This is a genomic window from Streptomyces sp. NPDC101227 (assembly GCF_044767545.1).
Lineage (GTDB): Bacteria > Actinomycetota > Actinomycetes > Streptomycetales > Streptomycetaceae > Streptomyces.
The window spans coordinates 147,780-161,368 of record NZ_JBIWOD010000008.1; the positions used below are offsets into that span (position 1 = coordinate 147,780).

General features: G+C 72.8%; 12 protein-coding genes. 8 read left to right on the top strand and 4 right to left on the bottom strand.

The features are described 5' to 3' along the window. Positions 1-15: 15 nt before the first annotated feature. Both ACIRPT_RS20565 and ACIRPT_RS20570 read left to right on the top strand, forming a co-directional pair. On the top strand, positions 16-912 hold the full coding sequence (locus ACIRPT_RS20565; protein ID WP_403828898.1) for a LysR family transcriptional regulator: 897 nt from the start codon (positions 16-18) through the stop codon (positions 910-912). 115 nt (positions 913-1,027) lie between these two features. Beyond that, positions 1,028-2,242: an exo-alpha-sialidase gene (locus ACIRPT_RS20570; protein WP_403828901.1), complete on the top strand. Its 1,215-nt coding sequence runs from the start codon at positions 1,028-1,030 to the stop codon at positions 2,240-2,242. Between the two features lie 36 nt (positions 2,243-2,278). Here ACIRPT_RS20570 and ACIRPT_RS20575 read toward each other — a convergent pair whose 3' ends face one another. Beyond that, positions 2,279-2,707 carry an STAS domain-containing protein gene (locus ACIRPT_RS20575; RefSeq protein ID WP_403508146.1) on the bottom strand — a complete coding sequence of 143 codons (429 nt, stop codon included), beginning with the start codon at positions 2,705-2,707 and terminating at the stop codon, positions 2,279-2,281. A 373-nt stretch (positions 2,708-3,080) separates the two neighbouring features. On the opposite strand from ACIRPT_RS20575, the gene ACIRPT_RS20580 reads away from it, so the two are divergent. The 6 genes from ACIRPT_RS20580 to ACIRPT_RS20605 all read left to right on the top strand — a co-directional run bounded on the left by ACIRPT_RS20580 (position 3,081) and on the right by ACIRPT_RS20605 (position 9,403). Then, positions 3,081-3,842 carry a DeoR/GlpR family DNA-binding transcription regulator gene (locus tag ACIRPT_RS20580; protein ID WP_403508147.1) on the top strand — a complete coding sequence of 254 codons (762 nt, stop codon included), beginning with the start codon at positions 3,081-3,083 and terminating at the stop codon, positions 3,840-3,842. Positions 3,843-4,072: 230 nt separating this feature from the next. Then, positions 4,073-5,452 (top strand): ABC transporter substrate-binding protein, encoded by a 1,380-nt coding sequence (locus ACIRPT_RS20585; protein WP_403828904.1) that lies wholly within the window; start codon positions 4,073-4,075, stop codon positions 5,450-5,452. Next, positions 5,433-6,413, top strand: a complete 981-nt coding sequence (locus ACIRPT_RS20590; RefSeq protein ID WP_403828907.1) for a carbohydrate ABC transporter permease — start codon at positions 5,433-5,435, stop codon at positions 6,411-6,413. The genes ACIRPT_RS20585 and ACIRPT_RS20590 overlap by 20 nt, the downstream gene beginning before the upstream one ends. Further along, on the top strand, positions 6,410-7,258 hold the full coding sequence (locus tag ACIRPT_RS20595) for a carbohydrate ABC transporter permease (protein ID WP_403828909.1): 849 nt from the start codon (positions 6,410-6,412) through the stop codon (positions 7,256-7,258). The genes ACIRPT_RS20590 and ACIRPT_RS20595 overlap by 4 nt, the downstream gene beginning before the upstream one ends. Continuing rightward, positions 7,255-8,247, top strand: a complete 993-nt coding sequence (locus ACIRPT_RS20600) for a zinc-dependent alcohol dehydrogenase family protein (RefSeq protein WP_403828911.1) — start codon at positions 7,255-7,257, stop codon at positions 8,245-8,247. Before ACIRPT_RS20595 ends, ACIRPT_RS20600 begins: the two co-directional genes overlap by 4 nt. Before the next feature lie 418 nt (positions 8,248-8,665). Further along, entirely contained in the window at positions 8,666-9,403 is a 738-nt protein-coding gene (locus ACIRPT_RS20605; protein WP_403828913.1) for a dienelactone hydrolase family protein, read from the top strand. 783 nt (positions 9,404-10,186) lie between these two features. Here ACIRPT_RS20605 and ACIRPT_RS20610 read toward each other — a convergent pair. From ACIRPT_RS20610 to ACIRPT_RS20620, 3 genes are all read right to left on the bottom strand, one after another. Next, a complete protein-coding gene (locus tag ACIRPT_RS20610) occupies positions 10,187-11,197 on the bottom strand; it encodes an ArsR/SmtB family transcription factor (protein ID WP_403828916.1) in 1,011 nt (336 codons plus the stop codon). 338 nt (positions 11,198-11,535) lie between these two features. Further along, positions 11,536-12,009 (bottom strand): NUDIX domain-containing protein, encoded by a 474-nt coding sequence (locus ACIRPT_RS20615; RefSeq protein WP_403828919.1) that lies wholly within the window; start codon positions 12,007-12,009, stop codon positions 11,536-11,538. Between the two features lie 4 nt (positions 12,010-12,013). Continuing rightward, positions 12,014-13,561 carry an ATP-dependent DNA ligase gene (locus ACIRPT_RS20620; protein WP_403828922.1) on the bottom strand — a complete coding sequence of 516 codons (1,548 nt, stop codon included), beginning with the start codon at positions 13,559-13,561 and terminating at the stop codon, positions 12,014-12,016. Positions 13,562-13,589: the final 28 nt, after the last annotated feature.

Below are 13,589 nucleotides of genomic sequence, written 5' to 3' on the forward strand. Positions count from 1 at the left end.
GGGTAGGGTCCCGGCATGGAATTGCCGGGGGTCCAGCTGAGGGCGCTGCTGGAGCTGACCCGCAGCGGCACCATGACCGCGGCGGCCGCGGCCCTGGGCTACACGCCGGGCGCGGTGTCCCAGCAGATCGCGGCGCTGGAGCGGGCCACCGGGACGGAGCTGGTGCGGCGGCTGGGCCGGCGGGTGGAGCTGACGGACGCCGGGCACACCCTCGCCGCGCACGCCGCGCGGATCCTGGCCGCGCAGGCCGAGGCGGTGGCGGCCCTGGAGCGCGGCCGCGGCGAGGTCGCGGCGCGGCTGCGGCTGGGCGTCTTCGGTACGGCGGCGGCCGTGCTCCTGCCGCCCGCGCTGGAAAGGCTGCGGGCGCGGCATCCGGGGGTGTGCGTGGCGAGCCGCGAGGTGGATGTGGACCAGGCGTACACGGAGGTCTGCGCCGGTCGGGTGGATCTGGCGCTGGGCCTGGACTACCCGGATGCGCCGCTCGCGCCGGACGGCGCGGTGGAGCTGATACGGCTGCGGTCGGAGCGGTTCGCGCTGGCCGTGGCGGCCGGGTGGGTGAGCGGGCGGCGGCCGCTGCGGCTGGTGGAGGCCGCCGGGTTCGACTGGATCCTGCCCGCGCCCGGTTCGTACTACGGGCGGGCGGTACGGGCCGCCTGCCGCCGGGCCGGGTTCGAGCCGCGGGTGGTGCACGAGGTGACCGATACCGCCACGTCACTGGCGATGGTCGGGGCGGGGCTGGGGGTCGCGCCGCTGACGGACCTGATGCTGCGGCTGCGGTCCGGGGGGATCGACTCGGTGCCGCTGGCGGATGTGGTCGAGCGGCACATCGTGGTCGCGGTGGGCGCCGCCGCGCGCCGGCGGCCGTCGGTCGAGGCGCTGATCGCCGCGCTGCGCGAGGGCGCCGCGGCATAGCGCGAGGGGCGGCCCCGCGGCCAACGCGCGCCCCGGCGCGGTCCGTCGGCGCGGCTTACCTTGACGTCGAGGCGCACACCACCCCGGCCCGTCCTGCCCCGCCCTGGAGGTACCGGTGAGAGCAGCCCGTTCGGCGCGAGCCGCCCGTTCCCTGTCGCTGGCCGTCCTGCTCGCGGCCGGCGGCACCCTCGCGACGGCCGCCCGCGCGGCGCCCGCCGCCGAAGCGCCGCCCCGGCGCGCGCCCTCCCCGCCGCACGAGCCCACCCCGCTGTACGAGACCACCGACCTCGCGGTCGCCGGGCAGGGCGCGCACACCTACCGCATCCCGGCCCTGACGACCCTCCCCGACGGCACCCTCGTCGCCGCCTACGACCGGCGCAACGACAGCGCCGCCGATCTGCCGGGCAACGTGGATGTGGTGGTGCGGCGCAGCACCGACAACGGGCGGACCTGGAGCGCCCCGCAGACGGTCGCCGACTACGACGCCGGTGCGGGCGCCGGCGACCCCAGTCTGCTCGCCGACCGGCACACCGGCCGCCTCTTCCTCTTTCACGCGTACGGCCCCAAGGGCATCGGCTTCCGTAACGCGGGCCCGGGCAACGACCACGACAGCACCACGACCCTGCACGCCGACTACCACTACTCCGACGACGGCGGCCGCAGCTGGCGGGCCCGCCGCCTGACCCATGACCTCAAGGACCCGTCCTGGCTCGGCATCTTCGCCTCGTCCGGCGCCGGCATCCAGCTGTCCACCGGGCGGCTGCTGCAGCAGTACGCGTTCCGTAAGGCCGACGGCAGTATGTGGGCGGCCAGCGCCTACAGCGACGACCACGGGGCGACCTGGCGCCTGGGAACACCGGTCGGGCCGCTGATGGACGAGAACAAGACCGTCGAGCTGGCCGATGGCCGCATCATGCTCAACAGCCGCACCGGCAGCACCACAAGACGGCTGGTCGCCTACTCCGCGGACGGCGGGCTGACCTACAGCTCCCCGGTCGCGGACGACGAACTGGTCGACCCGGTCAACAACGCGTCGATCCTGCGCTACGACCCCACGCTGCCGCCGGAGGACGGGCGGGCGCACTGGCTGCTGTTCAGCAATACGGCCAGCGCCACCGCCCGGCAGAACCTCACCGTACGGCTGTCCTGCGACGACGGGCGGAGCTGGCCCGTCTCCCGGGTCGTCACCCCCGGCCCGGCGGCGTACTCGACCCTGACCCGCCTGAAGGACGGCACCTTCGGGCTGCTCTACGAGTCCGGTCCGTATCAGAAGATCGTCTTCGCGCGGTTCGACGGCGCCTGGCTGGGGGCGAGCTGCCCGGCCGGATGACCGCCGCCGTGGCCGTCACCCCGATGCCGCGTCACGTCACACGAACGGATCATCGCTCGCCATCGGCGGCTCTTCCACGGCGGGAGGCCACGCCGGACGCGCGTTGTCGGGAACGGCGGCCAGCGCGTGGCCGACGGTGGGGTAGCAGGAGAAGACCCCCAGCGACTGGGTGCCGACCAGCAGCCGCAGCATCCGTACGCCGAGCGAGGCCAGAAACAGCCGGCCCTCCAGGCGCCGGCACAGCCACTCCAGGGCCAGCAGACAGCTCAGCCCCCGTGAGTCGCAGAAGCGCAGGGCGGTCAGATCGAGCACGAGGAAGCGATGGCCCGCCGAGACGATGCTCCGGGCCTCGTCGAGGAAAGCCTGCTCGGTACGGAGATCCAGCTCCCCGCTGACCCGCAGCACCGCGCACTCGTCCGCCTCGACGATCGCCGTGACCGCCAAGGACCGCATCTCCGCACTCATGGCGTCCAGACTATGCGCCCTTTTCGACCGCATCATCGACACGGCCGACGGGTGTACGCGGGTCGTCCCCCGGTCGCCCGCACGCCCGCGGGCGGCCCTGCGGAGCGTTCCGCGGGGCCGTACGGGCACCTGGAGGGGCCATCCGGCCAGGTCGGAGACGAGCCGGCGCGGGCAGAAACGGGCTGGTTTTGCGCCGTTACGGGCGGAGGTTCGGCGTCCTACCGTTGCTATAAACCTCGGGCGGGCAGAAACGGGCGGGCCCATGACCGAACGGAGCACCGTTTCGGGCCGCCGTTTCGCACCGCCGCCACGGGCCGCCGAGGGCCCGTACCGCACAGCCACGACGCCACGACGCCACGGGCAGGAGGCCACCATGAGGGCCGAGGAACGTCAGCACCGCCTCCTCGTGCTCGCCCGGCAGTCGGGCCGGGTCGAGGTCGCCGACGCCGCGGCGGAGTTCGGGGTCGCCCGGGAGACCGTACGGCGCGATCTGAGCGAGCTGGAGCGGCGCGGCCTGATCCGGCGGACGCACGGCGCGGCGTATCCGGTCGAGAGCGCGGGTTTTGAGACAACGCTGGCAAAGCGGGAGACCCAGCAGGTGGCGGAGAAACGCCGGATCGCGGCGGCCGCGGCGCAGTTGGTGGGCGCGGCGGAGACGGTGTTCGTGGACGAGGGCTACACCCCCGAGCTGGTCGCCACGCTGCTGCCCACCGACCGCCCGCTGACCGTGCTCACCGCCTCGCTGCGCACCGCCTCGCTGGTCTCCGCGTCCGACTCCACCACCGTCCTGCTGGCCGGCGGCCGGGTCCGCGCCGGGACGCAGGCGACGGTGGGTTCCTGGGCCCGCGACATGCTCGCCGGGTTCGTGATCGACCTGGCCTTCATGGGCGCGAACGGGATCTCCCGGGAGCACGGCCTGACCACTCCCGATCCGGCCGTCGCCGAGGTGAAGGCGCAGGCCGTGCGGTCCTCGCGGCGCCGGGTGCTGGTCGGGGTGCACAGCAAGTTCGGGGCCAGCAGCTTCTGCCGGTTCGCCGAGGTGAGCGACTTCGACACGGTCGTCACCGACGCCGGGCTCTCCGCGCCGGAGGCGCATCGCTACTCGCTCCTGGGGCCGCAGGTGCTCCGGGTCTGACCGGGGCGGGCCCGCCCGGACGACCGGCCCCGCACAAACCACCGCCACCGCACCGCCGACGGCCACACCCCGGCCCTCGGACGGTCCCCCGAGCCTGCCCGGAACCCCGCGGCAAGGTCCCGGTACCGCCCAGTCCCCCAGTCCCCCATTCCCCCAGTTCCCTCCCCCGTTCCCGGCACCGTCCCCCGGTGTCCCCGCCTCCCCCAGACGTCCCCAGAAAGGCAAGAGCTGTGAGAGCACGACCCCTCAGCCGCGGCCGTACCGGCCGCACCGTAGCCCTGACCTCGACCGCCCTGACCCTGGCGCTGGCCACCACCGGCTGTTTCGGCGGCGCCAACAGCGCGGCCAACGGCGACGCGCACACCCTCAATGTGCTGATGGTCAACAACCCGCAGATGGTGGATCTGCAGCGGCTCACCGCGGAGCACTTCACCAAGGAGACCGGCATCAAGGTGAATTACACCGTGCTGCCGGAGGACGATCTGCGCGACAAGATGAGCCAGGACTTCTCCAGCCAGGCCGGGCAGTACGACGTGGCCAGCCTCAGCAACTACGAGACGCCCATCTACGCCCGCAACGGCTGGCTGGCCCCGCTGGGCGAACGGGCCGACAAGGACCCGGAGTTCGACCAGGGCGACATCCTCGCCCCGGTCCGTACCTCGCTCACCGCCGCCGACGACAAGGTCTACGCCGAGCCCTTCTACGGCGAATCGTCATTCCTGATGTACCGCAAGGACCTCCTCAAAGCCGCCGGGCTGACCATGCCCGCCCGGCCCACCTGGCATCAAGTAGCCGATATCGCCGGCAAGTTGGATGGATCCAGCAAGGGAATGAAGGGCATCTGCCTGCGTGGACAGGTCGGCTGGGGCCAGCTGGTCGCCCCGCTGACGACCGTCGTCAACACCTTCGGCGGGACCTGGTTCACCAAGGACTGGAAAGCGCGGCTGGACAGCCCGGAGTTCACCAAGGCCACCCAGTTCTATGTCGACCTGGTGCGCAAGCACGGCGAGGCGGGCGCGCCGCAGGCCGGCTACGCCGAGTGCCTCAACGACATGCAGCAGGGCAAGGTCGCCATGTGGTACGACGCGACCGCCGGCGCCGGCTCCCTGGAGAGCTCCGATTCCAAGGTCGCCGGGAAGATTGGCTACGCACCGGCGCCGGTCGAGCGGACGGCCGGTTCGGGCTGGCTCTACACCTGGGCGTGGGGCGTGCAGAAGGCCAGCACGCATCAGGACGCGGCCTGGAAGTTCATCCGCTGGGCCTCCGGCCAGAAGTACGAGCAGCTGGTGGGCCGCACGCTGGGCTGGTCGAAGGTGCCCGGCGGCAAGCGGGCGTCCCTCTACCGCAACCCCCAGTACCTGAAGAATGCGGGGGCCTTCGCGCCCGCGACCAAGCAGGCGATCAGCTCGGCGAGGCCGCACGATCCCGGCGTTCAGGAACGCCCGGCCCCCGGCATCCAGTTCGTCGGCATCCCCGAGTTCGCCGACCTGGGAACGAAGGTCTCCAACGAGGTGAGCTCGGCGATCGCCGGCAAGCAGACCGTGACCGAGGCCCTGAAGAAGAGCCAGCGGCTGGCGCAGGAGGTGTCCGATGCCTACGCCGACCACTGAGGCACCCCGGTCCGCCGAGGCCGTCGCCGCGGCTCCCGGCCGTCAAGCGGCGCGCGCCCGGCGGGCACAGCGGGCGAAGGACTGGGCCCGGCGCGCTCCCCTGCTGCCCGCCCTCGTCTTCCTGATCGTCGTGACCCAACTGCCGTTCGTGGCAACCGTGGTGATCTCCTTCACCCGGTGGAACGCGCTGGCCCCCGACAACCGCGGCTTCGCCGCCCTCGACAACTACGCGGCCGTCTTCACCGACCCGGCGATGCGTTCCTCGGTGCTGACGACGGTGCTGCTGACGGTGACCGTGGTGCTGGTCAGCCTGCTGCTGGGGCTGGGCCTCGCGCTGCTGCTGGACCGCAGCTTCCGCGGCCGCGGCATCGTCCGGACCCTGCTGATCACCCCGTTCCTCGTCGTGCCGGTCGCGTCCGCCCTGCTCTGGAAGCACGCCCTCTACAACGCCTCGTACGGGCTGCTCAACGGCGCGCTGACGTGGATCTGGGGGCTTTTCGGCAGCGACAGTCCCCCGCAGCCTGACTGGATGACCGACTCGCCGCTGGCCGCGGTGGAGATGTCGCTGATCTGGCAGTGGACACCGTTCATGATGCTGATCCTGCTGGCGGGGCTGCAGAGCCGGCCGTCGGACGCCGTCGAGGCGGCCCGGATGGACGGCGCCACGCCGTGGGACATCTTCCGCTATCTGACCCTGCCGCATCTGCGCCGCTATCTGGAGCTGGCCGCCCTGCTCGGGACCGTCTACGTCGTGCAGAACTTCGACGCGGTCTTCACCATCACCTCCGGCGGCCTCGGCACCGCCAACCTCCCGTACACCATCTATCAGACCTTTTACCAGGCCCATGACTACGGACGGGCGTCCGCGCAGGGCGTCGTGGTCGTGCTGTGCTCGCTGCTGGTGGCGACCTTCGCACTGCGCACCGTCTCGTCCCTGCTGCGCGAGGAGGGAACCCGATGAACAGCGCACCCCCGACCCCGCGCCGACGGCGCACCAACGGCCTGCTGGGCCTGGTGGCCTGGCTGTGCGGGATCGCCTTCTTCCTGCCCGTCGCATGGATGGTGCTGACGTCCTTCCACAGCGAGACGGACGCGGCGACCAACCCGCCGAGCGTCGGCGCCGGGCTCAGCCTGCACGGCTACCGGGAGTTCTTCGGCGCGGGCAGCGGCGTCAGCCCCTGGCCCCCGCTGATCAACTCGCTGACCGCCTCGGTCGCCTCCACGCTCCTCGTCCTGCTGCTGGCCGTACCTGCGGCGTACGCGCTGTCGATCAAGCCGGTGCGCAAGTGGAGCGATGTGCTGTTCTTCTTCCTCTCCACGAAGATGCTGCCGCTGGTGGCGGGGCTGCTGCCGATCTATCTGGTCGCGCAGAACACCGGGATGCTGGACAACATCTGGCTGCTGGTCATCCTCTACACCTCGATGAATCTGCCGATCGCGGTATGGATGATGCGCTCGTTCCTCTCCGAGGTCCCGGTGGAGATGCTGGAGGCCGCCTCGATCGACGGCGCGGGGCTGGGCACCACCCTGCTGCGGATCGTCGCGCCCGTGGCCATGCCGGGAATCGCCGCGACGGCTCTCATCTCCTTCATCTTCAGCTGGAACGAGCTGCTGTTCGCCCGGGTCCTGACCGGCATCGTGGCCGGTACGTCGCCGGTGTTCCTGACCGGATTCGTCACCAGTCAGGGCCTCTTCCTCGCCAAGGTGTGCGCCGCCGCCACCGTCATCTCCCTCCCGGTGCTCATCGCCGGATTCGCCGCCCAGGACAAGCTCGTCCAGGGCCTCTCCCTCGGAGCCGTGAAATGAAAGCCGCAGTGATCAGCGCCCCCGGCAAGGTCGAGGTCACCACCGTCGACGACCCCACCCCCGGACCCCGCGACGTCGTCGTCTCGGTCGCCGCCTGCGGGCTGTGCGGCACCGATCTGCACATCCTCCAGGGCGAGTTCGCCCCCACCCTGCCCGTCGTGCCCGGTCATGAATTCGCCGGTACGGTCGTCGCCACCGGCAGCGCCGTCACCGAACTCGCCGAGGGCGACCGGGTGGCGGTCGACCCGTCGCTGTACTGCTACGAGTGCCACTACTGCCGCATCGGCCGCAACAACCTCTGTGAGCGCTGGGCGGCGATCGGGGTGACCCGGGCCGGCGGCGCCGCCGAGTTCGCTCTCGCCCCCGTCGCCAACTGCATCAAGCTGCCCGACCATGTACGCACCGAGGACGCGGCCCTGATCGAGCCGCTCTCCTGCGCCGTGCGCGGCTACGACATCCTGCGCTCCCAGCAGCTGGGCACCCAGGTCCTGATCTACGGCTCCGGGACGATGGGCCTGATGATGCTCGAACTGGCCAAGCGCACCGGTGCGGCGGGCGTGGACGTGGTGGACATCAACCCGGACCGGCTGGCCACCGCCCGCACCCTGGGCTGCAGCAACGCGGCCGGTTCCGCCGACGAGCTGGACCGGCCGCGCGGCTGGGACGTGGTCATCGACGCCACCGGCAATGAACGCGCCATCCAGGACGCGCTCGGGCGGGTCGGCAGGGGCGGCACGTTCCTCCAGTTCGGGGTCGCCGACTATGCGGCCCGCGCCGTCATCGAGCCGTACCGCATCTACAACCAGGAGATCACCATCACCGGCTCGATGGCCGTCCTGCACAGCTACGAACGCGCCGCCGAGCTGTTCGCGGCCGGCGCCCTGGACCCGGAGATCTTCATCAGCGACCGGCTGCCGCTGACGGACTACGCGGCGGCGCTGGAGCGCTTCCGGGCCGGGCAGGGACGCAAGATCCAGGTGCGGCCGTGAGCCCGTGACCCGGCGTATGGGGTGCTTCCCGCGCTGGAGGACGTCCCGGAGACGGTGGTGGAGGGCACGCTGCCGGTGCACCGGGTGGAGCGGACGGCCAAGCATCACCGGGGCCTGGTCCGCACCCCCGCTGCGCGAGCAGGACCTGACTGCCGCCGGTCTCGGCCAAGCCGCCTGAACCGTGAGGTGAACTAGCTGGGGACGCCCTTCACGGGAGCGGGCCGGTCTACCCCAGAATCCTGCTGCGAGGGTCAGCCTCCAACGCCGTGGCCTGGGCGGATGATCCGATAGCACTGCCGTGGGGACGGGGTTTGTGACGGTTCTTGTGAGCCCTCGCCGCATTTGGGATACCCGGGCTGTTCTGCCAGCGGCAGAACACCGGCCGGACCGGGCCCGGCGATCACTACAGTCCAGGCTCATGACGACGATTACCACGCGCACGGTCGAATACGCGGCCGACGGCCTGACGATGATCGGGCACCTCGCACTCCCGGCCGGTGCCGACCGCCGGCCCGCGGTCCTGGTCGGGCCCGAGGGCACGGGGCTCAGCGACGTCGAGCGCCGCCGGGCCGACGCGCTCGCCGAGCTGGGATACGTGGCGCTGGCCTTCGACCTCCACGGCGGGCGCTATTTGGGCGACCCTGAGGAGATGCTTGCCCGTTGCATGCCGCTGCTCGCCGACCCCGACCGGATGCGAGGCATCGGCCACGCAGCGCTCGACGTGCTCCGCACCGAACCGCGGACCGACCCCGACCGGATCGCCGCCGTCGGCTACGGCACCGGGGGCGCAATCGCGCTGGAACTCGGGCGCGACGGCGTCAACCTGCGCGCGATCGGGACAGTCAACGCGCTGACCACGGGCCGACCGGGCGAGGCGGCGCGCATCCGCTGCCCGGTGTGGGCCGGAGTCGGGTCGGAAGACCCGATCATGCCGCCCGCGCAACGGAACGCGTTCACCGCTGAGATGCAGGCCGCGGGCGTCGACTGGCGCCTCGTGGTCTACGGCGGCGCCTTGCACGCCTTCCACCACCCATCGGTCGACCACACCGTGCGTCCCGGCGTCGGCTACCACCCACAGCACGCGCAGCGAGCCTGGCGCGACGTCGTCGACCTGCTCGCCGAGTGCCTGCCCGTGACGGAGGACCTGGGGGTATGACCCAGGCAAACATGCTGACACCAGGCATGGTCGGCGTCGGGCACTGACAGTCCCCTCCCCTCAAGTCCGCACAGCTGAACCGCATTCGGGCAGATGCTGGATTGCGGAGACGTATGCACAACTGCCGCAGTAAATGCCGGATTTACTGCGACGGATCCTCTACCGCGATCATCGCGACCTGCGGCGGGGTGCTCCGGCCGCCGGGGTGAGGTGTACGCATTTACTGCGGCAGGACCGGGAGGGCGGGGCGGGCGTGACGATCCAACCGGTGACCGAACTCGAAGGCAGGGGCTCGTTGCGGTTGCCGCGCGCCCGCGTCGTACCTCTGTCCGCCACTCCGGCCACGTACAGCGCGGCGGTCGAGCGCTACCTCACCGGTGCGGGCATCGCGAAGTCGTCCGCGCGGATCTACCGGATCTCGCTGGTGATCGGCTGGTGGCAGCGCCAGGGCTGGATCGAAGACGATCCGACGATCGGTATCGCGCGGCGGCCGGCGCCGCCCGACCCCACCAAGGCCCTGGCGGAGAACCAGATCGCCGCCCTGTGGCGTCTGGACGTCACCCTGCGGGAGAAGACGCAGTGGAGGACGGCACCTCCACCCCGATGCTGCTGGCCCGCTCCCGCCACACCTCCGTGCGCTCCCTGGAGCGGTACGCCCGCCCCGGTTGCGACTCGGTCGCCCGACACGTCGCCGAACGCGACCCCGCGGCCCGCCGCCGCAGGCGAGTCCAAGCGCATCAGGACTTCAAGAACATCCCCTTGCTCCTTTGGCGCGTATCTCGGTCACACCCCCCGTACGGGCGCCAGCTCGCCGTGCAGCAGCGCCGCGCCGAGCGGGGTCAGGGCATGGACCACGCTTCCGCCGTCGCGGCGGCTGTGGGCCAGGTTCGCCTCGCGCAGCGCGCTGACGTGCTCGCTCGCCGAGGGGGCGGAGACCCGTAGCCTGCGGGCCAGTTCGCCGGTGGTGGCGGGCGCGTCGAGCGCGGTGAGGACGCGGGCCCGGGTGCGGCCGAGCAGCGCGGACAGGGCCTGCGGATGGCAGGCGCGGGTGGTGGCGGGCGCCCAGGCCGTGGTGTGTTCGACGGGGTGCACCAGCACCGGCGGCAGGTCCGGGTCGGCGAGCGCGATGGGCCGGCGCCAGCAGAAGTGGGACGGCACCAGCCGCAGTCCGCGTCCGTGCAGCCGCAGATCCCCCTCGCGGGGGTAGTCGACGTGGAGCACCGGCGGCTCCCAGCGCAGGTACGGACGGAAGGAGTTGAGCATCCGGTCGACGCCGCCGTGGCACAGCGTCCGGGCGCGACCGGCCCGGTCGCGGGCGGCCGTCGCGGTCGCCTCCGTCCAGTCGGGGGCGACCACCGTCCCGTGCACCTGCCGGAACGCGTCGGCCAGCTCGTCCAGGGGCGCCCGGCTGCCCTTGGCCACCGCGCCGGCCCAGCGCGGAAGCCGGGCGGGGAGGGCGGCCCGGCGCAGCTCCGCGGTCAGCCGGGCCCGGGGCGTCTCCCGCAGCGCCGTCAGCCCGGCCGCCAGGCCGTGGCGTCCCTCATCGGGCGTGAGGAAGTCGGGGAAGTAGCGGGCGTCGCCCGGCGCCAGCGCGCTGATCAGCCGGGCGGCACGGGTCAGCCCGCGCTCGGCCAGCTCGGCCCGCGCGCGCATCCGCCAGGCGGCGTACGGCGGCAGGCCGTTCCCGGGCGCCGTCAGCTGATGCATCGCCAGCACCGTTTCCCACAACGGGTCCGGCTCGGCCGCGATCTGCACGCGCGCGATGTCCCGCTCGTCGAAATGGATACGCAACATGCGGCCCCCGCGGCATGCTCATGACCCCGTCCCCAAGGCCCCCCGTTTTCTCCCCGCGCACAGCCTGCCCGGCGGAAAGGGGGGTGTCCAGGCCGAGTTGTGCCCAGAGCCCGGCCGGGGCGGTCCAGGCGTCGAACGGCGCCGTGTCCACCACCGGCGACCGGCCCTGCCGGGCCTTTGCGTCCTGCATCATCGTGAGCCGGACGACGAAGAGCCCGGCGAGCAGCCCGGCGACGAGGTCGAGGGCATCGGACCCGAGCAGCGCGCCGACGGCGTCGCGGTAGGTGCCGGGCGCGGCGGCGTTCGCGTCCACCGGGCCGGTGGGCCGCCCAGGGCCCTCAGCCGGCCGCCGCGAGGGCCTCGGCCAGCCGTTCCAGAAACACCCGCTGTCCCTTCACCAACCGCTCCGCCGCCCCCTGCGGGGTGAACCACGCCACGCGGTCGATCTCCGGAAAGCTACGGGTCGTGCCCGAACCCCGCGGCCATTCCATCTCGAAGGTGCCGGGCACGACACCTTCGGGATCGAGATCGCTCTCGACGGCCCAGACGGTCACGACTTTGCCGCTCGCCTGGCGGGTCTCGCCCAGTGCCAGGTACGGCCCGGCCGGTGGCGGTATCCCCAGTTCCTCCTCGAACTCCCGCCGGGCCGCGTCCCGCGCTTCCTCCGGCGGTGCGTACTCCCCCTTGGGCACCGACCAGGCGCCGGTGTCCCGCCGGGCCCACAACGGCCCGCCCATGTGCGCCAACAGCACCTCGACGCCGCCCGCACGCCGTCGGTACAGGAGCAGCCCGGCGCTGCGCCTCCCCGCCATGGGCCTACGTCTCCCCGTCCCGGTGCGCGGCCAGCACCGTCTCCACCGTGTCCGCCTCCGCCGCCGTCTTGTCGTCGCGGTAGCGCAGCACGCGGGCGAAGCGCAGCGTCACGCCGGCGGGGTAGCGCGTGGACGTCTGCAGGCCGTCGTAGGCGACCTCGACGACCAGTTCCGGCCGTACGGCGACGACCTGCCCCCGCTCCTCCACCGCCAGTTCCTGCAGCCGTTCGGTCTGCCAGGCCAGGGTGGCGTCGGTGAGGCCCTTGAAGGTCTTGCCGAGCATGACGAACCCGCCCTCCGGGTCGCGCGCCCCGAGGTGGAGGTTGGAGAGCTTGCCGGTGCGCCGGCCGTGGCCCCATTCCGCCGCGAGGACGACCAGGTCGAGGGTGTGCACCGGCTTCACCTTGAGCCAGGCGGCGCCGCGGCGGCCCGCGCTGTACGGGGCGCCCAGCGCCTTGACGACGACGCCCTCGTGGCCGTCGCGCAGCGTCCGGGTCCAGAAGTCCTCGGCGGCGGCGCGGCCCGCCGCGTCGGCCGGGTCGGGGACCAGCCGGCGGCGCACCCGGACCTCCTCCGGCAGCAGCCGGACCAGCTCCGTGTGACGTTCGGCGCCGGGCAGTTCCAGCAGGTCACGGCCGTCGGCCGAGAGGATGTCGAAGAAGACGGGCGACAGCGGGAGCGCGGCCCGCGCGGCGGTGACGTCCACCCGGGACCCGAAGCGTCCCGCGACCCGCTGGAACGGCACCGGCCGCCCGTTCTCGTCCAGGGCGATGACCTCGCCGTCCAGGATGAAGCACGAGGCGGGCAGGCCGCGGGCGAGGGAGACGACCTCGGGGAGGCGGTCGGTGACCTCGTCCAGGGTGCGGGTGTAGATCCGTACGACGTCGCCGTCACGGTGGACCTGCACCCGGATGCCGTCGAGCTTCTGCTCCACCGCGCACGGTCCGAGCTTGTCGATCGCCGCGGCCACCGATGGGGCGCTGTGCGCGAGCATCGGGCCGACGGGGCGCCCGACGGTGAGCCGGAAGCGCGCCAGCGCCGGCGGGCCCTCCGCGAGCAGCGCCCGCGCCACGTCCGGCAGCGAGCCGGCCAGCATCACGGCGCGCCGGACGTCCGCCGCGGGCGCCTGCGTCGCGGCCGCGAGCGCCTCGGCGGCGATGGCGTCCAGCGCGCCCTGCCGCACGTCCCCGGTCAGCAGGCCGAGCAGGAACCGCTGCTCCGGTGCGGTCGCCGCGGACATCAGCGCGTGGACCAGCCGCCGGCGCTCGCCCTGCGCACCGGCGCCCCCGACCCGGGCCAGCGCGGTGAGCGCCGCGTCGGCCTCCTGCACGGTGAGCGTGGCGCGCTCCGCCGCCGGCACCGCCTCGCCCAGCACGCTCCAGCCGACGCCGATCCGCCCTTGGGGCAGCCGCCCGGCGAGGCAGGGGATGACGATCGGTACGTCCTGCGGTTCCGCGGCCCGGAACAGCTCGGCCAGCAGCGCGATCTTCCGGGACCGCGCCGAGGCCGCGGCGACGTCCGCGGAGACCTGTGCGAGATCGGCCAGCAGCATAGGGCCATGGTGCGCCCCCGACGCCGCC

Coding starts and splice junctions, on each gene's coding strand:
- ACIRPT_RS20565 (WP_403828898.1), top strand. CDS start 16: ATGGAATTGCCGGGGGTCCAGCTGAGGGCGCTGCTGGAGCTGACCCGC.
- ACIRPT_RS20575 (WP_403508146.1), bottom strand. CDS start 2,707: ATGAGTGCGGAGATGCGGTCCTTGGCGGTCACGGCGATCGTCGAGGCG.
- ACIRPT_RS20580 (WP_403508147.1), top strand. CDS start 3,081: ATGAGGGCCGAGGAACGTCAGCACCGCCTCCTCGTGCTCGCCCGGCAG.
- ACIRPT_RS20590 (WP_403828907.1), top strand. CDS start 5,433: ATGCCTACGCCGACCACTGAGGCACCCCGGTCCGCCGAGGCCGTCGCC.
- ACIRPT_RS20595 (WP_403828909.1), top strand. CDS start 6,410: ATGAACAGCGCACCCCCGACCCCGCGCCGACGGCGCACCAACGGCCTG.
- ACIRPT_RS20600 (WP_403828911.1), top strand. CDS start 7,255: ATGAAAGCCGCAGTGATCAGCGCCCCCGGCAAGGTCGAGGTCACCACC.
- ACIRPT_RS20605 (WP_403828913.1), top strand. CDS start 8,666: ATGACGACGATTACCACGCGCACGGTCGAATACGCGGCCGACGGCCTG.
- ACIRPT_RS20610 (WP_403828916.1), bottom strand. CDS start 11,197: ATGTTGCGTATCCATTTCGACGAGCGGGACATCGCGCGCGTGCAGATC.
- ACIRPT_RS20615 (WP_403828919.1), bottom strand. CDS start 12,009: ATGGCGGGGAGGCGCAGCGCCGGGCTGCTCCTGTACCGACGGCGTGCG.
- ACIRPT_RS20620 (WP_403828922.1), bottom strand. CDS start 13,561: ATGCTGCTGGCCGATCTCGCACAGGTCTCCGCGGACGTCGCCGCGGCC.